Origin of the sequence: Pedobacter sp. Leaf216 (assembly GCF_001421515.1) — a bacterium.
Taxonomy (GTDB): Bacteria; Bacteroidota; Bacteroidia; order Sphingobacteriales; family Sphingobacteriaceae; genus Pedobacter.
Window position 1 is genome coordinate 1 of the sequence record NZ_LMKM01000008.1, and the last position, 26,049, is coordinate 26,049.

Here is a 26,049-nt window from a genome sequence, read left to right on the forward strand (position 1 = left end):
AAAAAACTGACAAGGGTTTGTTCGGCTGGATTCAAGGGAATTTGTAATTACTATTAACTACAAAAGAAACAAATTATTCGATTACCCCCAACTTTTCCGCTTGATCCCTCTATTGACTTCATAAGTCAATTTTGCCCTAAACGCAAAAAGGGCCCCGGCATACCAGAACCCTTTTTGTTTCTTACTCGCGAAATATTATTTTCCAGAGTTTTTCTTGTCAGTTACTTCTGCACGGATTTCTTGTGCTAAAACTTTAAGATCTTGCATTGCTTTACGCACACGAGTACCAGCAGCTGCATTGCCAGCATTATAAAATTTTTCTACATCTGCTTCAATAGCAGCAACAGCAGCTTTAACTTTTGAGAATTTTTCCATCGCTAATTGATGTTTTTAAGGTTTAAAAAATTTATTTTTTTCAATAATACATATTTACCTTGAATTAACAACAGAAAGCAAATATTTATTTGAAAGAAGTTTTGCACATTTACACAATCAAAAAAATGCCCTGGAAGTATTATAGACGTATTTTTTTGAATTTCAACGATAAATTACAACAATTTAGTTGAGCTGTTTGGATAAGTTGATCAGGTTAGCGAAGGTTTGGTTTGCACTATTAACGCAACGTTCGTAATCTGCTTCTGGAACACGTTCGTTTATTACAGAAACAAATTTTTTCCATTTTGCGCTAAGTGCTTCACCATAAACGCCATAATAATTTAAACCACTTTCATGGTCATTAAAATTTGGGTTGGCCAATATATGCTTCTTAATCACGTTTCCGCCCAGTGTTGCCCCTTCCAGCACATATAATGCACCCAGTACTTCTGCAGTATTCTTTTGAGGTACAAATAGTTCGAAATTTAAACCAGGTAATGTTAAACTGTCGATTTCCCAATAATTGAGGTCGCTTTCCAATGCAGATAATTTTAACCTGCCGTTCATTTCCAGCTCTGCTGCAATTTCCGCATCGAGCATATTGGCGAGCATATTTTCTAATTTCTGGTGGATGATGTAATTGATGGTCAGGAGTTTTTTATATTGATCAACTGTTAATGAATTGTTCATAATCTCATTCACAAACATTAACGATTCTAAAGCTTTGTGGTTTTCGGCGGTTTCTGTTCTCAATAAATTGGCAATCATATCTTTCAATAGTATTATAATAAGTTTAAAAAGAAAAGATCCGGATAATGATACCCGAATCTTTCTATATTTTTTATAAATCTAGTTTAACCTTAAATGTTGATTAAACCAGAAATCGTGGACTGAATGTACACATTTTACGAGGTTTTCATATCCCGTAGGCTTGGTTAAATAAGCATTGGCACCAAATTCTATCGAGGCTTTAACATCATCCGGATTATCGGAAGTGGAAAATAAGATAACCGGAATTGTTTTAAGGTAAGGAATATCCTTAATGAATTTTAACAGATCTAAGCCTGATAAACCCGGCAGGTTAAGGTCGAGCATTATCAATTTCGGTTTTGTTTTAGTATCGGCAAAACTTTGAAGTTTTTGTAATGCTTCTGCCCCATCTTCAACAATAGTTAGGTTAAGCGTATCTTTTACTTCCTGCACGGCACTTTGCATAAAAAATGCATAGTCCACATCATCTTCAACATAAAATATATCCGGCGTTTTCATTTTTATCTATTTTTAAAAGCTACATAAAAGGTAGAACCGATGTTTAACGTACTTTCGAACCAAACTCTTCCGTTGTGTTTTTCTACAATCCTTTTTACTATAGCCAGCCCTACTCCTGTTCCCTCAATTTCTTTAACATTGTCCATACGTTTAAAAAGTTCAAAGACTCTGTCGTAATATCGGTTATCAATTCCTATACCATTATCTTTAACGGCGTAAATAATCTCACCTTCATCAATATAGCCAGAAACCTCAATCTGTGGTTTATCAACCTTTGCGGAGTACTTTACGGCGTTACCAATGAGGTTTGTAAATAATTGAGCAATCATTGTCTTATCACCTTTTAAGTTAGGTAATTGCCCTAAAATAAACTCAGAATTGTCTGCTTTAAAAGCCGTCCACACTTCGTTTTTTATTTCCTCTAACAAGGATGGCATATTAACAATTTCAAAATTAAGTTCTGAGCGGCCTACTCTAGCCAGGTTAAGAATTTCTTTGATTAAAAAATTCATTTTATCTGCCCCGGTTAAAATGCGCGATAACATTTTTTTACCGTTTTCATCAATGCTTTTATTTTTCAGCATCAATTCTGCATAGGTTTTAATAGATGTTAAAGGCGTTCTTAAGTCGTGAGAGATGGTATAACTAAAGGTATCCAATTCCTCGTATGCAGCGTGTAGTTTTTCGTTAAGCAACCTAATTTCGTTTGCTTTTTTATTGATATCGGTAATAATGATCTCCCTAATTCTTAAAACAGATGCAATTTCTTCGGGCATCCATTTATCGGAAGTATTATTTACCACTTCAGACCAGGTTTCGAAAGATTTTCTTGGTGATAAGTTTAATAATCCGTTTTCTGATGGTGTAGCCGGCTTTTCGGGGTTTCCTGCCCAGTTTACATTGCTGATCATTTCGGGTTTAAACCAAATAATCATTTCGCCAAGTTCTTTATTCAAGATACAGGAAAGTATTCCGGAAGCCGTTGATTTGTATTTTTTTGCCTGGGAATGGATTTCTGGCAAACGGTGCGTATAATAGATGGATTCGTCGCTATTAATTTTAAGCCATTCGGTCAGTTCCCATATTTCATCCACCGTTGGTACATTTCCGAGGGTTTTAAGTTCGTTTTCAAAAATAACAGCCACACCTTCAGCCTTTGTTACATCTAAAATACTGGTTTTATGTGTTGTTATGGCTTCCAGGAGGTATTTATCCCTTGTTAAATGATCCGTTAGTATATTTGCAGTATCCTTAAACTGTTCGATCACTTTAGCATCTTCTTCTTCTTCGCGGTATTCTAAGGCAGAAGAAAGTATCTGTCCGATTAATTTTGAGCCTTCCCTGGCTTTATAATCTATAAATTTTGGACTATAGTTGTGGCAGGCAATCAAACCCCATAGTTCGCCATGTGATATTAGCGAAATACTAAAGCTTGAATGCACGCCCATATTTTTAAGGTATTGTATATGGATGGGCGAAACTGCACGTAAGCCGCTATTTGTTAAATCGAGTGGTTCATTTTCTTTAAAGGTAATAATGGCCGAGTCTTCGGCATTAACATCAGCAATAAGCCTGGTTAAGTTTAGTTTATAAAGTTCCCTGGCTTGTTTAGGAATATCGGATGCGGGGTAATGGAGCCCGAAAAATGGTTCTAAACGATCTTCTTTTTCTTCTGCTACCACTTCGCCATGTCCATCATCTAAAAATTTGTAGATCATGATCCTATCATAATTGATCAGCTTTTTAACTTCCAATGCGGCACCGCTTAATAAAGCAGAAATGGTTTTGCCCTGCAGCATGGATGATGCCGAACGGCCTATCATACTTTGGATATCATATTGAAGGGTAACGGGTTCGAATTCCAGTAACCAATCATTTACAGCCGCGGAGATAATCAGATAAAAAGGTTTGCCATTTATTTCGATGGGATACGGACTGATGGCATCAAAGCTTTTCCGGATAATGCCAAGTTGCAACAGATCTTCAATGTTAAATGCCACATCCTGCTGTTTAATTAAGCTGCTTAAATCGGTGAGGGTTTTATTTAAAAGATCTTTTGCCTGTTCTTTCAGAAAATCTCCTGTATTTTCACTAAGATAGGTAATTGAGAGTTCGGTTTTATCAACAGCGATAAGAAAACCATGTGATTGAATCTTACCAGGAATGTGGATGGGTTCTTTATCACAGTTGGTTAAATCTACAGAAAATTTGATCATATTAAATTTTGATATTGCAAAAGTATTAGATTTTAACGATAAACAAATATTGCGCCCATTTTAGAATGCCTCTAATTTGACAAATTCGGTTTATGAATTTACTTTTTATTCTATATTTGTTAGAAATTTAACAATTATCCCAAACTTGGCAAAGAAAAACATTTTGGTTATCGAAGATAATCATGCAATCCTAGATGTTATAACCCTTATTTTAGAAAGTGAAGCTTTTAATGTTGCCGGACTAAACAAAGGTGCAGAATTTATAAAACATGTACACGAGTTTAAACCAGACGTTATAATTATGGACATTATGCTGCCTGATACCGATGGAAGAACATTATTGAAAGAGCTTAAAGATACTGCTGCAACCCAACACATACCCGTTCTAATGATCTCGGCACGATATAATGCATCTAATTATTCATTAGATGGTGTTGAAGCTAACGACTTTATGTCTAAGCCGTTTAATATTGATGAATTAATGGATAAAATTTACGCACTGCTCAAAAATTGATTATTTAATCGGGCATTCCAGGTAATTTTATTCCTCCAAGCTTTAAGTTTTTCATTAATACTTCTAAAAACGACAGTTTAGTATCGGTAAAACCATGCGAATTTACCCAAACATTGAGGTTTACTTTAAATCCGCTGTCTTCTAAAGCGGATACTCCTACTCTTCTTTCAGGAGTTTTAAGGCAATCTTTAAACTCATCAACAGTTTTATTAAAAATACTTACAATTTGGTCGTAATCTATACCATAACTAAACTTCATTTCAATATCCAATCTTCTACTTCCTTCCCTGCTGATGTTGATGATTACCTCGTTGGATAGCTTACCATTGGGGATTACAACCGTTCTGTTATCGAAAGTTTGAACAATGGTATAAAATATCTGGATGGATTTTACGGTACCTTCCTGGCCTTGTGCAATAATATTATCACCAACCACAAAAGGTTTTAAAAGTAATATCAGTACTCCGCTGGCAAAGTTTTGTAAAGTTCCCGATAGTGCTAAGCCGGCTGCAACGCCAATACCGCCTATTAATACGGTTAAAAAGGTAAGCTGTATGCCGATTATTTGCATTACAGTGAGTACCAGTAAAATGCGTAAGGTAATAAGCATTAAACTTGTAAGAAAAGGCCTTAAAGATGGGTTTACATCTTTACGGTGCATTCCATTCTGCATCCACTTTCCTAACAATTTAATTAACCAAAGCCCTAAAATAAGTATCGCTATACCTAAAATTACAGCTGGTCCTTTATCAATTATCCAATCGTATGCTTTATTATAGAAATGATTAATATTACTGGCATCAGCTTTCATAAAACGGCAAATTTTTAACTTTTATGGTTTTTTATGTTTAACGGGAGCATCTTTAGTTACATTTACTTTTTTTGCATCTTTTGCCGATGTTACTTTATCATCAGCACCTTTTGCTTTTGTATTTTTTGGAGCGGTAGCCTTGCTACTTTCCTGTGGTGTTTTAGAACTTTTCATAATTAATTTTTGTTTTAGTCTTCGGTATTGAGCCATGCTTTGGCTTCTTCTATTTCTTCGGGTTTAAATCCTTTTGATTTACCCGGTGTGGCGATTGTAAAAACATCAGTAAACCACTCCACTCCTTTTTCTGCACTTACAACTGCAATTTTTTTCCATTTGGTAAAATTTTGTAAACCCGCTTTAGCATCCTGAACCCAGGCACCAGCGGTAAAATTTTTAACATCGGTTTCCAGTACGAGTAGATATCGGATTTCTTTAAAACGTTGTGCTGTTCGTTTCAGGCCTGTTAACAATACATCTTTAATATCGTCGCTGGTTACTTCACCTGTAGCCCTTACGCCAAAAATATGGTCTGGCAGCCCTGTTATTTCTGTTAACATACTTAGTTGTTTATGTTAGAACATACTAAATCATAAAGATGTTTGCTGTTTCATTAAATTCTAAAAAGTTGTAGAGATGCAAAAACTGTATCTCACTGATAATGTTATAGAAGCATATCATTTAAAAAACAAAAAAAAATAACCTTATGAAAACCAACTCATTAAAACTTGGTGCGCTCATTTGTGGTGTGGCAGTTTCGCTCGCTGCCTGTTCTGGTGGAACTAAAACCACTACCACAACGGATTCTACAATAACTGATTCTACTGCTGTAGCAGGATTAAAACCTGGTGGACCCGCACCAGAGTGGGGTAAAACCATCAAGCCAGAAATGCAAACGATAATCGAAAAATTGAGTACTTATGGTGATAAACCTATAGAAACTTTAAGTGCGACCGATGCCCGTAAAAACCATACACCAACTGATGCAGTGATGGATTTAGTAAAACAAAATAACATTAAGGTGCCTACACCAAAGGTGGATACAACCGGAAAAGATATTGATGTGAGTGGAGGCAAAATACATTTAAGAATTTATACACCAAAAGAAGGAAACGGCCCTCATCCATTAATTGTTTATTATCATGGTGGTGGATTTGTTATTGCTAATTTAGATGTTTACAATGCTTCTGCACAAGCGTTAGCTGAGCAGGTTGGTGCAATTGTTTTATCTGTAGCTTATCGTTTGGCTCCGGAAAATAAATTTCCGACAGCGCATAATGATGCATTTGCTGCTTATGAATGGGCTGTAAAAAATGCTGTAAGCTTAAAAGCTGATCCTGCTAAAATAGCGGTAGTGGGTGAAAGTGCCGGTGGAAATTTAGCTGCTAACGTATCGATTATGGCTAGAGATAAGCACATTATGATTCCGGTACATGAGGTTTTGGTTTATCCAATTGCTCAAGCCGATATGAATACAGCCTCGTATAAAATGTACGAAAAGGCGAAACCATTAAATAAAGCGATGATGGGTTGGTTTACTGAAAAGTATTTAAATACCATGATTGAGGCACAGAATCCTAAAATTTCATTGGTTAATGCTGATTTAAAAGGTTTACCCCCAACTACAATTATCACTGCAGAAATTGATCCTTTACATGATGATGGTGTAATGCTCGCTGATAAATTAAAAGCTGCTGGCGTAAAGGTTGACAGTAAAAATTATGAAGGTGTTACACATGAGTTTTTTGGAATGGCTATCCTTGTTCCTGAAGCGAAAGCTGCGCAGGCCTTTGCTGCAGATCAGTTGAAAGCTGCATTTAAATAGAAAAAAGGCATTGAAGTGTTTACCACTTCAATGCCTTTTTTGTATAGCGTTTAGCGCAAAGCGAGTTATCTCTGACTCAAAACACTCAACTCCAAACTGATTAAGCACCTTTTTTCGAGCTTAAACTTTGCATCAATTGATCGTATAAATCATCGCTGGTTGCTTTTTGAGGTTTCATTTTTTTAACGGTGGCTCGTTTTCCTTTGGCTTTTGCTTTAATTATTTTTAACAGTTCGGAACTATAATCATCTTTAAAAGCACTTAAATCGAATTTTGAACTGTATTGTTTAATAAGTGCCAAACCTACATCCATTTCTTTTTTTGTGATCGTAATATCATCTACCTTATTAATTTCGGACAAGCTCCTGATTTCTTGTTCAAATCTGATTTTAGTAATTACCAGAACATGTTCCATAGGATGGATTACACAAAGATTTTCAGTATTTCTTAATACAAACCTTGCTACCCCGGCTTTACCCGATTTTTCTAAAGCTTTTAATAATAATCCATAAGCTTTTTTGCCCTGTTTTTCGGGCTCGGTATAATAAGAAGTTTCGTAATAAATAGGATTGATATCTTTTATGTCTACAAAATTTTCGAGTTCAATGATCTTTGTTTTCTCAGGTGCTGCTTCTTCAAAGTCGTGCTTATCCAAAACTACATACCGATCATTTAAAAAGTAGCCTTTAACTATTTTTTCATAGGGCACCTCTTTATGGGTATTTTCATTTACCCTTAAAAATTTAATTTTGGCCTGATCGCGTTCGTCAAGCATGTCCAGATCGAGATTACTGTTTTGGATACCAGAAAATAACTTAATCGGAATGTTTACCAAACCAAATCCAATCGAACCTTTCCATATTGATCTCATAGCTTAATTTTTACTTACTAACAAGCACCCAAATCAGAATGTTTTGGCTTTATTAACTGCAAATTAATGAAATCACAAACTATTTAGCTGATATAATGTTGTTCAAGTATCAACTCTATTGAAATACTTATGAAAATAGCTTATATTTCGACCTATCCCCCACGCGAATGCGGTTTAGCTACCTTTAATCAAAATTTAGTTAATGCTTTAAGTTTAAATCCAGATTATAATCCGAAAAATAGCTTTGTTGTTGCTTTAAATGAATCGGATGATATCAATGAGCATCAATACCCCGATGAGGTAAAATTTGTGATCAGCCAGCAAAACCAGCAAGATTATATCGAGGCGGCAGATTTTATTAACAACAGCGATGTAGACAGTGTAATTATTGAACATGAATTTGGTATTTATGGAGGCAATAGTGGCGTATTTTTACTTTCATTAATCAATAGATTAAAGAAACCATTTATCACCATTTTGCATACAGTTTTAAAGGAGCCGAATTTTATGCAGCAAACCATTATTAAAGAGATTGCTGTAAAATCTGCCAAAATTGTGGTGATGAGTAAAAAAGCTGTGTTATTTTTAACCAGCATCTACCAGATTCCAAAAGCATCTATTCAATTGATAGAACATGGTGTGCCAGATTTGGAACCAGTTCTAAACAATGAAATTTCCCGTAGCGAACTCTTTAAAAACCGCAAGGTACTTTTTACTTTCGGTTTAATCAGCCGCAATAAAGGCTTGGAAACTGTAATTAATGCCTTGCCTAAAATTGTGGCGCAGCATCCCGATGTTTTATACGTAATTTTAGGGAATACACACCCAGGGGTTGTAAAACACAATGGAGAAGAATATCGCGACAGTTTAAAAGCACTAGCAAAAGAGCTAGGTGTTGAAAACAACATTGCTTTTGTAAATAAATTTGTTTCTGAAGGCGAACTTCATCAGTATTTAACTGCTTGTTCCTTATATATTACACCATATTTAAATGAGGCACAAATTACCAGTGGTACATTATCTTATGCAATTGGTGCAGGCGCAGCAGTAGTTTCAACTCCATATTGGCATGCACAAGAACTTTTAGCCGAAAACAGAGGTAAATTATTCGATTTTAAAAATGATGATCAGTTGGCAACAATTGTAAATGAGCTTTTAAATGACAATGATAAGTATCAAAAACTTAGACAAAATGCTTATGAATATGGCTTAAAGTTACGTTGGCCAGCCATAGGTAGTGTTTATTTAAAGGTATTGAAAGATGCTGTAATTACAGGTAAAAAACCAGAAAGGGTAACTCCACCAATTATTGATGTGGAAAGTATGCCTGCTTTAAATTTAAATCACATTTCGTTATTAACAGATGATACTGGAATTATACAACATGCTCGTTTTGGGATTCCAAATCTTAAAGAGGGTTATTGTATAGATGATAATGCCAGAGCATTGATCATGGCCTTAATGGCTACTGAAAGGGATAAAAATCCAAAAGCCTTAAAATTTATGCCTGTTTACCTTAGTTTTATTCAGTACATGCAGACTGAGGACGGTAACTTCAGGAATTTTTTAAGTTTTAACCGTAATTATCTTGATGAAGTAGGTTCTGAAGATTCATTCGGAAGAACGATTTGGTCGCTCGGTTATTTGATTAGTGCAGCACCGAACAATTCATACCGCGAATTTGGACGAGAATTGTTTTCGCATTCAATTCCACACTTTAAAGAATTAAAATATCTCCGTGGAAGGGCAAATACAATTATTGGTCTTTCTTATTTCTTATGCGCTCATCCTGGTGATGAGGTGATTGTTAAAGAAATTAATATGTTAGCCAACTCATTGGTAGCCTCATACCAGGAAAACAAAGACGGCGATTGGCATTGGTTCGAGGATATTTTAACTTACGATAATGCAATATTACCACTTGCTTTGCTTCATCATTATGAAGTTACCGGTAATGCTACCTCTTATAAAATAGCCATGGAGAGCGTTGCATTTTTAAATAGTTTTTCTTTTGAAAATGGTTACTTAAATCCTGTTGGCAATGCAGGCTGGATGAAAAAACATGGGAAAAATCCTATTTACGATCAGCAGGCTATAGAAACGATGGCAATGGTATTATTGTATGCCAAAGTTTTCGAAATTACGAAAGATAATCAGTATTTGAATTTAATGCATATCAGTTATGAATGGTTCCTTGGTAAAAATAGTCTGCATATTCCTTTGTACGACTTTGAAACCCATGGTTGTGCCGATGGGTTACAATTTAACAGTGTAAATAGAAACCAAGGTGCAGAAAGTACGTTGGCGTATTTTATCTCCCACCTTGCTATTTTAAAGGCTGCAGAAGCTGAATATGAAACTTTATCCTCCCCCTTAGTGGAAGCGGATAAATGTAGTTAAGAATTAATTTGTCTTGGAAATATTAAGGCTGGTTCAGAAATGAACCAGCCTTTTTTTATGATGTTATTGAGTGAGGTAAGATTTTAAGCTATTCGTTACCCTGAATTTATTTCAGGGACCATTTAATAATATTAGATGCTGAAATAAATTCAGCAGGACGACTCGATAAGTTTAACTCTGAGTGTTTATACTATTTGTCACCCTGAATTTATGTCAGGGACTTTCTAATTGCATTAGATGCTGAAATAAATTCAGCAGGACGACCCGATAAGTTCAACGTGGAGAGTTTATACTATGCGTCACCCTGAATTTATTTCAGGGACTAAACTTTAATTACATTAGATGCTGAAATAAATTCAGCAGGACGACTCGATAAGTTCAACGCGGAGAATTTATAATATTCATTAAAACACGAATGATTATTTATTATCCAATAACCTATCTAACAGCAATTCTAAATTAACAGTTGCGAATGAAGAACTATAATCAGATAAGCCGTAAGGAATAATCAATTCGCCATTGCTGATGATTGATCCACATGAGTAAACCACGTTCGGTACATAACCTTCACGTTCTTCATTGTTTGGCATAATTAGTGGCTCTTTTAAGTGACCGATCTCTTTGCTTGGGTCGTCGAGATCTAATAAACTCACGCCAATACAGTATTTGCGCATAGGCCCCACGCCGTGGGTAATTACTAACCAGCCTTTATCGGTTTCTATTGGTGATCCGCAATTGCCAATCTGCACGAGTTCCCAATCATATCGTGGTTGTTTCAGTAAGATGGGATTTTCCCAAACGTTCACTTTGTCAGAGAACATGAGGTAATTGTTCCAGCCATCAATCCTGCTCATCATAACATATTTGCCATTAATTTTCCGCGGAAACAAAGCCAGGTTCTTATTCTGGGCACCATCGCCATAAAGTGGAATAACTTTAAATTCGTAAAAATCTTCGGTTTGTACCAGTTTCGGTATAATTAATGAACCATCAAATGCAGTATATGTGGCATAATACAATATTTTGCCATCATCTTTAATGAATTTCACAAAGCGGGCATCCTCAATCCCCTTACGTTCAAATTCTGAAATTGGGAAAATTACGCGGTCAGAAATATCAGTATCTTTAGAAAAAGTGATCGTATGGTAAGTATCAGATAACCAAAGCACTTTATCATATTCAATTAAACGTGCGGGGTTTTCTTTGTTCAGTACTTTGGAATCTTTAATGATATTACTCAAACTTGTATATTCAAATTTGTCATCCAGTTTCGACTCAATTTCTTCCAGTACTGAGGTATCAATCTGTGCGTAGGCAGCTTTTTTTAAAAATAATTTTTTTACGTAAATGGCGTTCTTAACTACCTCTGCCTCATCTACATAATTACCTACAGGTAAAACCTGGATGTTGTTGTTTTTATCAATAAGTGCCCGCCTGAAAACGATTGATGAAATATGGCCCTCGCCTACCGCCCTAAAGCTAATGATTACACGTTTTTCTCCCTCAACAAGGTCAGTCTGGTCTGGATCATCAACGATACTTGGATTAAAAAATGCTGCTGATTCTATTGAATATTCGTGTGTAAAATAGGCACCGATTAGTAAACGAGTATATTCGTCGAGATCTTCAAATTCGGTTCCAAGGGCAATAAACTGTTTTTTTAATTTTTTGCAGTGGCGGGTTAGTATTTTGGTAATATTTCTATGCCGTTTAGAATATTCTTGTAAGATGGGTGATATCAGTGAAAATACTTTGTCATCAGAAAACTCTAAAACCTTTTTTATTACTTCTAATGCGCGCTCCTCCCCGTTAAAAAAAAAACGGGCAATAACTCTTTTCGTATCTGGGTTTACCTTAACAGGTTTACGTTCTATATATAATCTCATTATTTAAGTTATTTGGGTGATAATTTTAACGCTTATCCTCAATCGCCTACAAAATATACTAACGGAATTTACGGTTGAATTGTTTATATTATTTACTTATTAATCATAATCTTTACCTTTAGTGTTTCATTGCCACCGAATAAATATATAGTAAATGCAGATTAAAAAAGCCGAACCGATTAAGCATACAGATAAAGATATGCTTTTTGCCAAATTAGCATCCTACGAAATTCTGAATACCCCGGCTGAAAGTGCTTTTGATCGGATAACACAGCTTGCTGCTCAAATATTTGATGTGGCGCATGCAGGAATAGGCTTTATGGCAGGAGAACAGATATTTGTGAAATCACAATACGGTTTACCTGCAAACAGTGCATTCGCTTTTTACAAATCCTCGCCAATTGTAACCGCAGATGGTTATGCTATTGGGTTAATATATGTGGCTTCCGATTCGGCCCAAAATGCTGATGAGAAACAATTGGAGATGTTAGGTACTTTGGCCGATATGGTAATGGAGAAGCTTGAATCCAGAATCGCAATCAGAAAAACGTTCAGGGCTTATGATGACCGCCTGCATGTATTGGTTCATGATCTTAAAAATCCTATGACTACAATTTCATTACAATCGGAACTGCTGGGAAGAATACCCGGTATTGATGAGCGCGCAGCGGTAGTTGCAGGTAAAATCAATATGCAATCGAAGCGGATGATTGATAATTTAAATGGAATTTTAAGCAATGCACGTAAAGAAAGTCATTCTTTTAAACCGCAAAAAGCAAAGGTAGATTTAAAAGCAATTATCGAACAGGCAATTGATGATCTGAGATTAAAACTCAACCATAAAAACCAGAAAGTATTGATCGGTATTGAAAATTCTTTGGAAGTTTTTGCAGATGCTGATAAAGTAAAAGTTGTTTTTGAGCACATTATCGATAATGCAGTTAAGTTTTCTCCTAAGGGGACTGAAATTGTTATTTCTCATCAAATCCATGAAAATGAAATAACCGTTGCGATAAAAGATAGTGGTGTGGGTTTAACTGAAGAAGATCTTGATAAAATTTTCTTAAAATTTGCGCCATTGAGTGCTAAAGCGACCAATAATGAAAATAATTACGGCTTAGGATTGATTGCCGTAAATGCAATAATTGATATACATAAAGGAAAACTGTGGGCAGAAAGTAGTGGAAAAGATTTAGGTACAACTTTTTATGTTACGTTACCCATTAAATAACTTTAAATCAGATAAATCACTGAGTTTCATTTCTTCAAGTAATATTCTTTTTGGGATATCATTTTCATGGTACGACCACTTTATCAGCCTGATCATACCAGATTCGATTTCAATTCCGGTAATATCTCCATCGTTAAAACAACAACAGCCGCTGTTAAAGTAGCTGGGCTGGTACTTCCCTAAACGTGGTGCTTTATCGCCTTCTTTAATGCGTTTATGAAGTTCTACTTCCAAAAACTCGAGATCTTTTACGTTTTTCTCTTTTTGAGCCCGATCTAATTTTACATAAATCCGCTCCAGGTGCGTTAAAGATGCAAATACTGGCTGGTGGGTATGTCCGGTAATCAATGCCATATTCTCCTGTTCAGCAATCCAGCTGTACATCATGGTATTGTGCACCGTTTTAAGCTGATTATCGTAAGCGGGTGTATTTGGGTTAATTTGTAGGTAGGCTTGCAGTGGTGCCCAAATGGTACTTACAAACCATTTACTAAACCAATTGCCATCGCTTTGCAAATCACCCTGATGACCGTGTGTAAGGAAAATATCCAGTTTGTTTTCTCCAATTTGCGCCCGGAGGATTGCGCCTTCATAAATGCGGATTTTTTTTCCATAAATTCTGTTCAGGTTAAATCCTGCCAGTGGATCATTGTCCCAATATAAATCGTGATTGCCGAATATTTTTGTGAAACGGTTTTTATTAATAAATAATTTTTCTGCTTCAAAAGTATCTTTATTGTGTTTGATTACCGATTCCATTAAATTTTCCCAAAGCTCTTCACTATCGCCAAGGTTTATATAATGGAAATCCTTTTCGTTGTAATATTGGAGTGCTTTTAAGTAATTTTTTTCTGATAATGAAAAATCGTCAGCGTAATCACGGGCACCTTTATGTTGGTCGGACAAAATGATAAATTTATCTTCATTGGTGATTTCAAAAATAAGTCCTCGTTTACCAGGGTCCTGATTAATGGTTTTGTATAATTTGCTTAGGGCTTCATGAATACGTTTGCGATCTGGTCTTGAACCGAATCTATTCGACATGCGGATGATCCAGGCACTCAGTAAACGTTGTAAGAGTTTTCGCATGTATAATTGGGAATTCGCTTTAATATTGGGTTGTGTTTCAAAGTAACAAAAAATATTGTTAATCGTTTTATTTCATTGTAACTGTGGTTCCAAAAGATAATTAGGGCAGAAAACCAAAAGAATTTGTAGGGTAAAAATCTTTTCAAAGATTAGCAACCATTTTACAGTATTCCGTTTACACAACTAAAACATTTTCTGTAATAGAGAATTAGTAGATTAAAATTCTAAATAAATAAAAAATATTTTACTAAATTTGTTAGTATTGAAAAGATCAGGAAGTGCAGATTTACCCTTACACTATGGCCATGTACCACCATGGCTGGCTCAACGCATGGCTACACTCGGCCTGGCCATTACTGAAGCGATATTGTTAGAGTATGGCAAGGCAGAAGTTATCCGCCGTTTAAGCAGTCCGTTTTGGTTTCAAAGCCTCGGGGCTGTTATGGGTATGGATTGGCATTCATCTGGCATTACCACATCGGTAATGGGTGCTTTAAAAAAATCAATCAATCCGTTATCTAAAGAATTGGGCATCTATATTTGTGGTGGCAAAGGGAAATACAGCAGGGAAACGCCAAATGAGCTTTTAAAAATAGCCGATAAAACAGGTTTAAACGGAACAGAATTGTTACGGGCGAGCAAACTCAGTGCTAAGGTAGATAATACTGCCATACAAGATGGATTCCAGTTGTACCTTCACAGTTTTGTTTTAAGCAATGAAGGCGATTGGGCTGTGGTGCAACAAGGCATGAGCAATAGCAGTTCTACTGCAAGAAGATACCACTGGCATTCTGAAAACCTGAAATCTTTTGTTGAGGAACCCCACACCGGAATTTGCGGAATAAACCAGGGCCAGATATTAAATCTGACTTCAAATGATGCAGGCAAAACAAGGCAGAGCATGATGGATATCACGGCTGAATCGCCCAACAGGATGCTTGCCGAAATACAAAAACTGGTCATGCCGAATCACCATGATGTAAAATCGAAAGATGTAGATTTAAAACGTTTAGGAAGTATTTTGTGGCTGGCGCAAGAAAAAAAGCCGAGTGATTTTGAAGAATTGTTGTTATTGGAAGGTATGGGCCCACGAACCTTGCAATCAATGGCTTTGGTGAGCGAACTAATTTATGGTACGCCATCACGTTTTACTGATCCTGCACGTTATTCTTTTGCACATGGAGGTAAAGATGGACACCCCTTCCCAGTTCCTGTAAATGTATTTGATGAAACAATAAGCGTTTTGCAAAAGGCAATTGATAAAGCTAAAATTGGAAACTCAGATAAACAGCAGGCAATAAAGTCATTGCATCAAATTGCACGCAATGCAGAAAATGATTTTATTCCCAATATGGATTTTGATAAGGTAATTCAGAAGGAGCGTAACGAAAGCTGGAAATATGGTGGCAGAACGGTTTTTGGAAAAGAGCAACCGCCAAGAAACGAGCAGTTGAAGTTGTTTTAGTATGTTTTTTAGACTCAGAGGCACGAAATTTTAGTAAAATTTTATAGAAATCTTAATTGATAAGTTTTTAGGGGCGATACAATCGCCTTTCTCGTTCATCCTCGTTACAAACGAGGACGATAGACCGGTAGATACTGAAACAAGTTCAGTATGACGACCTGCTCACATACGGATCCCTACAACAGAATTTAAATCCGTGATTTCTGTGTTTCCGTGGCAAAAAACAGCTGATAATAATCTAGTTAGATAGATACTGAAACGAGTTCAGCATGACGACCTGCTCACATACGTATCGCTACAACAGAATTCAACTCCGTGATTTCCGTGTGAAGACTGCATAAAAACAAAAAAGGTCGTGATTTGCACCACGACCAAAAAAATATAGAATTTAAACTTAATTAAGCATAAGCGACAGCATCTTTCGATGCCAGTTTGGTTGTTCCCATTAAGTATTCGTCTACCTTGCGGGCAGCCTCTCTACCTTCAGATATGGCCCAAACCACTAATGATTGTCCACGGCGAACATCACCTGCTGCAAAAATCTTTGCAATATTTGTTTGATAAGTATGTTCTGAAGCTTTTACGTTTCCGCGGTTATCAAGCTCCACCCCTAACTTTTCAATTAAACCTTCTTTTTGAGGATGTAAGAAACCCATTGCTAAAAGCACCAGTTCGCAAGGAAGATCTCTTTCGGTACCTGCAACTTCTTTAAAAGTAACCGGACGTCCGTTTGCATCAATTTCCCATTCAACATCCACCACTTTTAAAGCCTTAAGATTTCCATTTTCATCAGCAATGAAGTTTTTCGTATTTGCCGACCATGCCCTTTGTGCACCTTCTTCATGTGACGAAGTGTTTTTCAGCAACATCGGATAATTTGGCCAAGGCATATTTTCATTGCGTGTTTGAGGAGGCATTGGCATAATTTCAAACTGTGTAACAGATTTCGCACCGTGACGGTTTGAAGTACCAATACAGTCTGATCCGGTATCACCACCACCAATTACAATTACATTTTTACCTGTAGCCATAATCTCTTCTACTTCAACAGTCCTACTTGCAACGCGTTTATTTTGCTGTTTTAAGAAGTCCATAGCATAATGCACTCCTTTAGCCGAACGGCCAGGGATTGATAGATCGCGAGGAATTGTAGAACCACCAGCTAATACGACGGCATTAAAATCTCTAAGCAGAGTGCCTATTTCAACATTTTCGCCAACGTTAGCATTACATCTGAAGATAATTCCTTCTTCTTTCATCAAATCGATTCGGCGGTCTACCACATTTTTCTGCAATTTAAAATCCGGAATACCGTATCTCAATAAACCACCTGGTGCATCATCACGTTCGAAAACAGTTACTTCATGCCCAACTTTATTTAACTGAGCAGCAGCAGCCATACCTGCAGGGCCTGAACCGATAACAGCTACTTTTTTACCTGTTCTGATTAATGGTGCTTTAGCCTTTATAAAACCTTTTTCAAAGGCAATTTCAATAATGTGTTTCTCAATCTCCTCAATAGAAACAGGCGGACGGTTAATGCCTAACACGCAAGCAGATTCGCAAGGTGCAGGACAGATCCTTCCTGTAAACTCAGGAAAATTATTGGTACTTAATAAAATATTTGCTGCCAATTCCCATTGACCCTGATAAACAGCATCGTTAAATTCTGGAATTACATTACCTAATGGGCAACCTGACTGACAGAATGGAACGCCGCAATCCATGCAGCGTGCAGCTTGATTATTTAATTCTTGTGAGGGTAATTCATTTAAAAATTCCCCATAGTGTTTTACACGAGTTGCAGCCTCTTCTCTAGTGGGCGCAACTCTATCGTATTCTTGAAATCCTGTTACTTTTCCCATGGCTTAGTGTGTTTTTACTTGTTGATTACGTTTGCTTAAAACTGCTTTGTATTCTTTAGGGAATACTTTAACAAAATGTGCAGATTGAGTCTTCCAATCACTTAAGATAAACTCTGCTACTCTACTATCCGTTAAGCGGATATGTGTTTTAAGTAAAGCTAAAATACGTTCTTCATCTTCAGCCTGTAGTGGATCAAGATCTACCATTTCTTTATTGCATTTGCGTGCAAAAGTTCCATTGGCATCATAAATCCAGGCCACACCGCCACTCATACCTGCTGCAAAATTACTTCCGGTATCACCAAGGATCAGCACTTCACCACCAGTCATGTATTCGCATCCGTGATCGCCCACTCCTTCTACAACAGCTGTTGCACCAGAGTTACGAACAGCAAAACGTTCACCCGCTTTACCACGTGCAAATAATTCGCCCGAAGTTGCACCATAAAGTGCCACGTTACCAATAATAATATTTTGCTCTGGAACAAAAGTAGAATTAGCAAAAGGATAAATCGCCAATCTGGCACCTGATAAGCCTTTACCTACATAATCATTAGCTTCACCTTCTAATGATAGCGTAACTCCACGGGTATTGAAAGCCCCGAAACTTTGTCCGGCTGAACCTACAAACTTAAAGTTGATGGTATCAGGCGGTAAACCTGCACCTAAATGAACTTTAGAAATTTCATTAGATAACATCGTTCCTAAAGCGCGATCGGTATTTTTAACTTCGAAACTCGCAAAAACAGGCTCATTATTAGCTATGGCAGGTTGTGCCGCTGCTATTAATTTATGATCTAAAACATGATCCAAACCATGATCCTGACCTTCTGTATTAAATAAAGGCAGGCCATTGTCTTCAGCTTTATATAATATTGCTGATAAATCAAGGTGTTTCAATTTCCAGTCTTCAATAGGCAATTCTCTTACTTTTAAAATATCGGCCTGGCCAATCATTTCGTGGATGGTTCTGAAACCCAATTCAGCCATAATCTCACGCAATTCTTCAGCAAGGAAATAAAATAAGTTAACCACATGATCGGCATCACCGGTAAATAGTTTTCTTAATTCAGGATCTTGCGTTGCAACGCCAACCGGACAAGTATTTAAATGGCATTTACGCATCATGATACATCCTGAAGTTACCAAGGCAGCTGTTGCAACCCCCCATTCTTCGGCGCCCAATAATGCAGCGATAGCAATATCTTTACCAGTTTTAAGCTGTCCATCAGTTTGTAACACAATGCGGTTACGCAATTTATTTTTCACCAATGTTTGATGCGCTTCTGCTAAACCAAGTTCCCATGGTAAGCCTGCGTGTTGAATTGATGTTAAAGGAGAAGCTCCTGTTCCACCATCAAATCCCGAAACCAAAATTACATCGGCATGTGCTTTAGCCACACCAGCTGCGATTGTGCCAACTCCTGCTTTTGAAACCAGTTTTACATTAATTCTGGCAGCACGGTTCGCATTTTTTAAGTCGAAAATCAGCTGTGCTAAATCCTCAATAGAATAAATATCATGGTGAGGTGGAGGAGAAATTAAACCAACTCCTGGTGTAGAGTGACGAACTTTTGCAATCCAATCATCTACTTTATGCCCCGGCAACTGGCCACCTTCTCCTGGTTTAGCACCTTGAGCCATTTTAATCTGTAACTCGTCAGCGTTGGTTAAATAATAACTGGTTACACCAAAACGTGCTGATGCTACCTGTTTAATCGCTGAGCGCATACTGTCGCCATTTGGCAATTTAGTATAACGCATTTCATCTTCACCACCTTCACCGGTATTGCTCTTTCCGCCGATGCGGTTCATTGCAATGGCTAAAGTAGAGTGTGCCTCGTGAGAGATTGAACCGAAAGACATAGCCCCTGTTGCAAATCTTTTCAGAATTGATTCAGTGGATTCAACTTCGTTTAGCGGTACCGACGGACGGCTATAGTTAAATTCAAACAATCCGCGGATGGTATAAGCTTGTTGCGTTTGCTCATTAACCAGTTTAGAGTATTGTTTAAAGATATTGTAATCGTTTTTGCGGGTTGCATTTTGAAGCAAGTGGATGGTTTGCGGATTAAACAAATGCGCCTCACCTTTACGACGGAATTTATATGTTCCTCCGGCAGGCAATAAATGCTCTGTTTCAGTCAGCGGACCAAAACTGCGGTGGTGTTTGATTAATGTTTCTTTAGCAATTTCATCCAGACCTAAGCCACCGATACGGGAAACTGCGCCAGTGAAATAAGTGTTTACCACCTGTTTATTTAAACCTAAAATCTCAAAAATCTGCGCTCCCTGGTAAGATTGCAGGGTAGAAATACCCATTTTAGAAAAGATTTTAAGCAAGCCACTGTTTACGGCGTAAATGTAGTTTTTTGTTAATTGTTCGGCTGATAAACCAGATTCTTTTTGGAAACCGTTTATGGTTTCTAAAGCTAAATATGGGTTAATTGCAGTTACACCAAAACCTAATAAAGTAGCAAAATGATGTACCTCCCAGATGTCGCCCGCTTCAATTACAATACCTACAGCACCACGATACCCTTTGCGGATTAAATGGTGGTGTACTGCAGAAACTGCCAATAATGATGGCATAGCTGCATGTTCTGAATCGATTGCCCTATCTGTTAATACAATTACCTGGAAACCATCTTCCACGGCATCAACAGCGTAACGGCACAAACGGTCTAAAGCTTTTGCCATTGCACCTGGTTTGCCATCAGCCCTAAAATACGTCTGTAAAGTTTTCGCCTGAAAAACTCCGGTATCAATACTTCTTAATTTTTCAAGCTCCTGATTGGTTAAAATTGGGTGTTTAATGGCTACGCAATGAGATTGTAATGGATTTTCTTCTAAAAGATTTCCATTACTGCCCATAAAACTTGCCAAACTCATTACCACTTTCTCGCGGATAGGATCAATGGGTGGATTGGTAACCTGTGCAAATAACTGCTTAAAATAAGAGGATAAGTGCTGAGGACGCTTAGATAAAATGGCCAAAGGGGTATCAGTTCCCATTGAACCGATTGGCTCTTTGGCTTCTTTAGCCATTGGTTTAAGCAAAAGATCAACGTCTTCTCTACTGTAACCAAAAACCTGTTGATATTTAAAGATAGATTCTTCTGATAAGCCGGTAAACATTACACGTGGCTCAGGCAATTCTTCCAAACGGATCTGGTACTGATTAATCCAGTCAGCATATGGGCTTTTACCACAAACCTGTTGTTTAATTTCGTTATCGCTTATAATTCTACCCTGCTCCATGTCTACTACGAACATTTTGCCAGGCGTTAAACGGCCTTTTTCTATTACTGTACTTTGATCTATCGCAAGTGCACCAGCTTCTGAGCCCATAATTACACGGTCATCAGAGGTGATGGCGTACCGCGATGGACGCAGACCGTTACGATCTAAAGTAGCACCAATTAATTTTCCATCTGTAAATGCAATTGCCGCTGGTCCATCCCATGGTTCCATTAAAGTAGCATGAAACTCATAGAATGCCCTTTTAACAGGATCCATGTCTTCATTGCCATCCCACGCTTCCGGAACCAGCATCATTAGTACGTGTGGTAAAGTTCTGCCTGCATGAAGCAACAATTCAATAACGTTATCTAAACATCCTGAATCTGAGTTGGTTTCATCGATAACTGGCAATAACATATCAAGTTCTTCCGGAGTAAAATATGCCGAAGCAAAAGATTTAACCCCAGCCCTGAACCAGTTTAAATTTCCTTGTAAAGTATTAATCTCACCATTGTGGGCAATAAAGCGGAATGGCTGGGCCAATCTCCACGAAGGGAATGTATTTGTGGCAAAACGTGAATGTACCAAACCTAAAGCAGAAACCATTCGCTTATCGGAAAGATCGGTAAAATAAGTACGTACCTGCAATGAAGTAAGCTGACCTTTATATATAATGGTTTGCGCAGAAAGCGAAACAATATAAAAATCTTTACCGCCATGAACGGTATTGACGATTAGCTTAATGAGGTAGTTTTTAAAAATATAAAGTTTACGTTCGAAATCTGCTCCTGGAGCAACTGTATAAGGGCGGGCAATAAATACCTGCTCAATTTCGGGTTCTACAGAAAGTGCCATATTGCCGATATCTGTTGTATCAACATCAACTTTTCTGAAGCCTAAAATTTCAAGGCCAAGTTTTTCGGCGGCACGGTAAATTAATTCTCTGCACTCTTCTCTGGATCTGATATCCTTTGGCATAAATAACATACCTACACCATAATTATTGGTTTCAGGTAAGCTAAAGCCAGCTTTTAAACATTCATCATAAAAAAATTCATGGGGAATCTGAATCATTATACCAGCACCATCGCCAGTATTCGGTTCTGCTCCACATGCCCCTCTATGATCTAGATTTTCTAAAATAGTAAGTGCATCGGAGATGATTTGATGCGATTTTCGCCCCTTCACATGTGCAACGAACCCAATACCGCAGGCATCGTGTTCAAATTGCGCATCGTACAATCCACTGTTTGGTTCCATTCTTTGCTCGTTAGTTGTTAGTGTATAGGAAACACTAAGATACGAAAAACAATCTTTAAATTACAGAGTTGACATGTTTTTTAGAAAAATTTTAGCCCTTATGTAATTTAAAGTCTTAAAATTAAAATAATACTAATATAAGCTCAATATAATTATCATATTAATAATGGTAAGATTATACAATAAATTCAATTTTAAACGCAAAAATCAGCCTAAAACGTTTTATTTAAGTATTTACATATAAACAAACTATTTATAAATGAAAATATTGAACCTGTCTGCTTATGCATCCATATTTTTAATGCATTTTAAAATTACACATTTAAATTTTATTAATTTACTAATCAACAAGATAGCGCATTTGATAAAAAAAATAGAAAAATGCATTTCGGGAAACAACTTCTTTTTCTACCTTTGTGGCCGGGCAAGTCTTTTACGACCAGCTCCCTTTGAACTCCCCCAGGGTGGGAACACAGCAAGGGTAGAAGGTTGTAGCGGTGCGATAGAAGGTGCTTGCCCTTTTTTTTACCCCCTTACCCCCTGAAGGGGGGATATTAAATTCTTCAGGGGTTCTTGTAACAGAACCTAGTAATCATTTTAAGAATTTATAAGCATGAAATTTTTTATTGACACAGCAAATCTTGATCAAATCAAAGAAGCGCAAGATCTTGGCATTTTAGATGGAGTAACCACTAATCCTAGCTTAATGGCTAAAGAAGGTATTACCGGCGAAGAAAATGTAATCAATCATTATAAAGCCATCTGCGATATCGTTGATGATAACGTTAGTGCTGAAGTAATTTCTACAACTTTCGATGAGATTGTTAAGGAAGGTGAAGCTTTAGCAGCTTTAAATCCAAAAATCGTAGTTAAAGTTCCGATGATTAAAGATGGTGTGAAGGCCATTAAATATTTTTCATCTAAAGGAATTAAAACCAACTGTACTTTAATTTTCTCTGCAGGCCAGGCTTTATTGGCTGCAAAAGCTGGAGCTACCTATGTTTCTCCGTTTTTAGGTCGTTTAGATGATATTTCGAGTGATGGTTTGGTTTTAATCGAAGATATCAGAACTATTTTTGATAATTACGGTTACGAAACTCAAATTTTAGCAGCATCAATCCGCGGACCATTGCACATTGTAAACTGTGCTAAATTGGGAGCTGATGTTATTACTGCACCATTAGCAGCGATAGTTGGTTTATTGAAACACCCATTAACCGATAGCGGTTTGGCTACATTCTTAGCTGACCATGCTAAAGCAGCTGGTAAATAAGTTTGGAGATTTTAGTTTGGAATGTTGAGTTCCAAATGCATAAAAAAGACCTAAGTTAGTATTTAACTTAGGTCTTTTTTTGTGTTATAAAGAATGTAATTAGACAGGTACTTAATGTGTCTTATTGCGTTTGCCACAAAAACACAGAATTCACGGAAAATTTATTGTGTTTTCTATGCGTATTACTCATTTTGGTAGTTTCATACTGAGCATTCATGCGTACACCTTCAACTCATGCGTCTTCCTGAACTTGTTTCACGATCTTTATCATGAGTTACCACAGTTACTCATTAAGAAGTTAAGATCATATTGCGATTTGCTTATTCCAAACTCCAAGCCCCAAACTGCAAACTAAACTAAAGATTCCCGGCTTAAAACTTCCTTAATCTTTTCATAACTAATCTGCTCATCCGGCTCTATCAAAATTCCCTTCACTCCTGCCCCGTTTGCGGCTTCAACATCTCTGGGTTTATCGCCAATCATGATAGATTGTGCAGGGTCGATATCGTACATTTCAATTGCATCCAAAATCATACCTGAAGCTGGTTTTCTGCATTTGCATTCGCCGCCTACTGTTGGGTGATGTGGACAGTAATAAAACGCTGCAATATCTGCCCCTTTTGCTAAAAAAGCATTTCTAAGCATTTGATGCATTACCCCTAATTCCTGTTCTGTATAACGTTTTAAGGCGATACCACCCTGATTTGTAATTACAATGAGGAGATAACCTTCATCGAATAGCTTTTTTAGTACTGGTATCTGATAGTTTAATATTTCGAAATCTTCTACGCGGCAGATGTAATCATATATTTCGTGGTTGAGTACGCCATCGCGATCGAGAAAAATAGCTTTATTCATTATTGTGATTTGAGATAAGAGTATTGTGATTAGAGCATGTATCATAAATGTAGAATTGTCACCCGCCCTATCAATGACCTGTTTAAATGCCTCTCAGCATTTGGACATGCTCGACGTGAAAAATTCGAATGGAATTGCTACAAATGATACATTTTCTTTATAATCGCCAAAATAAGGAAAAATTAAGGACAAAAGAAAGCCCAATCTTTTTAGAGACCGGGCTTAATCATATAATTTATTTGGTTGGGTTTATTTTAAATTCAATCCGGCTTTGTGCCCTTTTATGGCGAAAAACAAGATATATAAATAACAAGGCAATACGGTTAGCAAATAAGCCAACTGGAAGTTTACATGGAGTTTTTCATTTAGAAATGCATATAATAACGGCATAATTGCACCGCCGGCAATACCCATTACCATAATAGCCGAACCGATTTTAGTAAATTTACCTAAATGGCTGATGCCGAGTGGAAAAATCGCAGGCCACATTAATGAATTCGCCAATCCTAATAAAGCCACAAAAATTACAGCGAACCAGCTCGAAATCGCAAAAGATAATACCGTGAATATGATACCTAAAATGGCACAGATCCTCAGTGCCTTTTGTTGTGAAATGTATTTTGGAATGGTAATTATACCAACAATATAACCAATTAACATACTAAATAGCGTAATTGAAGTTAATTTCCCACTAATTTCGGTACTTATTCCCAATTCGCGACCATAAATACCAATAATATCACCTGCCATAACCTCAGCACCTACGTATACAAAAATACAGAGTGCGCCTAAAAATAAATGTGGAAACTGAAATATGCTCTGGTGTTTAACAACGGCTCCTTTACTTTCGTCAACAATATCTTCTTCTACCTCAACTTCCGGTAAATCGGTAAATTTGATAAAAATGGCGAATAGCGAAAAAACTATGGCTAAAACAATATATGGCATGTTTACACGGCCTAAAACGTCGTTTAATAATTGCTCATGCACAGTACCTGTAGCTGCCTGAATTTTCTTTTCTACTTCAGATGCATTTTTCAAGAACAGGCTTCCCATAATTAAAGGCACAATCATTCCTGCAAATTTATTGCAGATACCCGCTATGCTAATGCGTTTTGCCGCACTTTCTATGGGGCCAATAATGGTTAAATATGGATTTGAAGCGGTTTGAAGCAAGGCCAATGCAGCACCCTGAACAAAAATCCCTGTTAAAAATAAACCAAATGTTCTGGTTTGTGCCGCCGGAATAAAAATAAGCGAACCTACACCCAAAATTACCAAGCCTAACACGATACCATTTTTAAATCCCACTTTTTTAAGTATCCATGATGATGGTAATGCCAGAAAAAAGTAAGCCATATATGAAGCAAACGTTACAAAAAATGCCTGTAAGTTTGATAAGCCGAAAGACAATTTAAAGAAAGGAATTAATGTTCCATTTGCCCAGGTTACAAAGCCAAAAATAAAAAATAGGGCACAAATAATTAGGAGTGGTTTAGGGCCCTGTGCTTGACCCGATTTTGTTGTTTGTTGCATAAAATTTGGTTCGGTTTAAGTTGTAGCGACCAAACTAAACAATAATATTAAATAATGTGTAGGGC

The 26,049-nt window shown here is 37.0% G+C and carries 20 protein-coding genes and 1 other RNA gene; 7 read left to right on the top strand and 14 right to left on the bottom strand.

Annotated features, from left to right (window positions below; translation table 11 throughout):
* Positions 1 to 195 precede the first annotated feature (195 nt).
* The 4 genes from ASE74_RS07675 to ASE74_RS07690 form a co-directional block, all read right to left on the bottom strand.
* Entirely contained in the window at positions 196 to 375 is a 180-nt protein-coding gene (locus ASE74_RS07675; protein ID WP_010602585.1) for a hypothetical protein, read from the bottom strand.
* 183 nt (positions 376 to 558) lie between these two features.
* Positions 559 to 1,143 (bottom strand): biliverdin-producing heme oxygenase, encoded by a 585-nt coding sequence (locus ASE74_RS07680; RefSeq protein ID WP_055906665.1) that lies wholly within the window; start codon positions 1,141 to 1,143, stop codon positions 559 to 561.
* 81 nt (positions 1,144 to 1,224) lie between these two features.
* Positions 1,225 to 1,644, bottom strand: a complete 420-nt coding sequence (locus ASE74_RS07685; RefSeq protein ID WP_055906668.1) for a response regulator — start codon at positions 1,642 to 1,644, stop codon at positions 1,225 to 1,227.
* Between the two features lie 2 nt (positions 1,645 to 1,646).
* A complete protein-coding gene (locus ASE74_RS07690; RefSeq protein WP_055906671.1) occupies positions 1,647 to 3,860 on the bottom strand; it encodes an ATP-binding protein in 2,214 nt (737 codons plus the stop codon).
* A gap of 145 nt (positions 3,861 to 4,005) precedes the next feature.
* Here ASE74_RS07690 and ASE74_RS07695 point away from each other — a divergent pair, with 145 nt between their 5' ends.
* Positions 4,006 to 4,374: a response regulator transcription factor gene (locus ASE74_RS07695; RefSeq protein ID WP_055906907.1), complete on the top strand. Its 369-nt coding sequence runs from the start codon at positions 4,006 to 4,008 to the stop codon at positions 4,372 to 4,374.
* Positions 4,375 to 4,378: 4 nt separating this feature from the next.
* On the opposite strand, the gene ASE74_RS07700 is transcribed toward ASE74_RS07695, so the two are convergent.
* From ASE74_RS07700 to ASE74_RS07710, 3 genes are read right to left on the bottom strand one after another with little or no spacing between them, the layout of a single operon-like run.
* On the bottom strand, positions 4,379 to 5,185 hold the full coding sequence (locus tag ASE74_RS07700) for a mechanosensitive ion channel family protein (RefSeq protein WP_055906674.1): 807 nt from the start codon (positions 5,183 to 5,185) through the stop codon (positions 4,379 to 4,381).
* 21 nt (positions 5,186 to 5,206) lie between these two features.
* Complete coding sequence (locus ASE74_RS07705) at positions 5,207 to 5,359, bottom strand: hypothetical protein (RefSeq protein WP_157255372.1); 153 nt, start codon at positions 5,357 to 5,359, stop codon at positions 5,207 to 5,209.
* A 14-nt stretch (positions 5,360 to 5,373) separates the two neighbouring features.
* Entirely contained in the window at positions 5,374 to 5,742 is a 369-nt protein-coding gene (locus tag ASE74_RS07710; protein WP_055906680.1) for an STAS/SEC14 domain-containing protein, read from the bottom strand.
* Between the two features lie 146 nt (positions 5,743 to 5,888).
* Here ASE74_RS07710 and ASE74_RS07715 point away from each other — a divergent pair, with 146 nt between their 5' ends.
* A complete protein-coding gene (locus ASE74_RS07715; RefSeq protein ID WP_055906682.1) occupies positions 5,889 to 7,007 on the top strand; it encodes an alpha/beta hydrolase in 1,119 nt (372 codons plus the stop codon).
* A 100-nt stretch (positions 7,008 to 7,107) separates the two neighbouring features.
* On the opposite strand, the gene ASE74_RS07720 is transcribed toward ASE74_RS07715, so the two are convergent.
* Positions 7,108 to 7,878, bottom strand: coding sequence for a Ku protein (locus tag ASE74_RS07720; protein ID WP_055906685.1), 771 nt, complete (start codon positions 7,876 to 7,878; stop codon positions 7,108 to 7,110).
* Positions 7,879 to 8,007: 129 nt separating this feature from the next.
* On the opposite strand from ASE74_RS07720, the gene ASE74_RS07725 reads away from it, so the two are divergent.
* Entirely contained in the window at positions 8,008 to 10,278 is a 2,271-nt protein-coding gene (locus ASE74_RS07725; protein ID WP_055906688.1) for a glycosyltransferase family 4 protein, read from the top strand.
* A gap of 419 nt (positions 10,279 to 10,697) precedes the next feature.
* Here ASE74_RS07725 and ASE74_RS07730 read toward each other — a convergent pair whose 3' ends face one another.
* Positions 10,698 to 12,164, bottom strand: a complete 1,467-nt coding sequence (locus tag ASE74_RS07730) for a glycoside hydrolase family 130 protein (protein WP_055906691.1) — start codon at positions 12,162 to 12,164, stop codon at positions 10,698 to 10,700.
* Between the two features lie 154 nt (positions 12,165 to 12,318).
* Here ASE74_RS07730 and ASE74_RS07735 point away from each other — a divergent pair, with 154 nt between their 5' ends.
* Complete coding sequence (locus tag ASE74_RS07735) at positions 12,319 to 13,395, top strand: sensor histidine kinase KdpD (RefSeq protein ID WP_055906694.1); 1,077 nt, start codon at positions 12,319 to 12,321, stop codon at positions 13,393 to 13,395.
* On the opposite strand, the gene ASE74_RS07740 is transcribed toward ASE74_RS07735, so the two are convergent.
* Positions 13,381 to 14,484, bottom strand: coding sequence for a metallophosphoesterase (locus ASE74_RS07740; protein ID WP_055906698.1), 1,104 nt, complete (start codon positions 14,482 to 14,484; stop codon positions 13,381 to 13,383). The two genes, ASE74_RS07735 and ASE74_RS07740, sit on opposite strands and share 15 nt — an antisense overlap.
* Before the next feature lie 262 nt (positions 14,485 to 14,746).
* Here ASE74_RS07740 and ASE74_RS07745 point away from each other — a divergent pair, with 262 nt between their 5' ends.
* The gene (locus ASE74_RS07745) at positions 14,747 to 15,949 is read left to right on the top strand and encodes a DUF763 domain-containing protein (protein ID WP_055906910.1); all 1,203 of its coding nucleotides are present in this window, start codon (positions 14,747 to 14,749) and stop codon (positions 15,947 to 15,949) included.
* 398 nt (positions 15,950 to 16,347) lie between these two features.
* Here the strand turns inward: ASE74_RS07745 and ASE74_RS07750 are convergent, their stop codons facing one another.
* Together ASE74_RS07750 and gltB are read right to left on the bottom strand one after the other, a co-directional pair.
* On the bottom strand, positions 16,348 to 17,814 hold the full coding sequence (locus tag ASE74_RS07750) for a glutamate synthase subunit beta (protein WP_055906701.1): 1,467 nt from the start codon (positions 17,812 to 17,814) through the stop codon (positions 16,348 to 16,350).
* Between the two features lie 3 nt (positions 17,815 to 17,817).
* The gene (gene gltB / locus ASE74_RS07755; protein ID WP_055906704.1) at positions 17,818 to 22,317 is read right to left on the bottom strand and encodes a glutamate synthase large subunit; all 4,500 of its coding nucleotides are present in this window, start codon (positions 22,315 to 22,317) and stop codon (positions 17,818 to 17,820) included.
* Positions 22,318 to 22,739: 422 nt separating this feature from the next.
* Here gltB and ffs point away from each other — a divergent pair.
* Positions 22,740 to 22,839, top strand: an RNA gene (gene ffs / locus ASE74_RS24355) — signal recognition particle sRNA small type.
* 91 nt (positions 22,840 to 22,930) lie between these two features.
* Entirely contained in the window at positions 22,931 to 23,590 is a 660-nt protein-coding gene (gene fsa / locus ASE74_RS07765; protein WP_010602758.1) for a fructose-6-phosphate aldolase, read from the top strand.
* Between the two features lie 351 nt (positions 23,591 to 23,941).
* Here the strand turns inward: fsa and ASE74_RS07770 are convergent, their stop codons facing one another.
* Both ASE74_RS07770 and ASE74_RS07775 read right to left on the bottom strand, forming a co-directional pair.
* Positions 23,942 to 24,448 (bottom strand): HAD-IIIA family hydrolase, encoded by a 507-nt coding sequence (locus ASE74_RS07770; RefSeq protein WP_055906710.1) that lies wholly within the window; start codon positions 24,446 to 24,448, stop codon positions 23,942 to 23,944.
* 249 nt (positions 24,449 to 24,697) lie between these two features.
* Positions 24,698 to 25,984 (bottom strand): sugar MFS transporter, encoded by a 1,287-nt coding sequence (locus ASE74_RS07775; RefSeq protein WP_055906713.1) that lies wholly within the window; start codon positions 25,982 to 25,984, stop codon positions 24,698 to 24,700.
* Positions 25,985 to 26,049 lie beyond the last annotated feature (65 nt).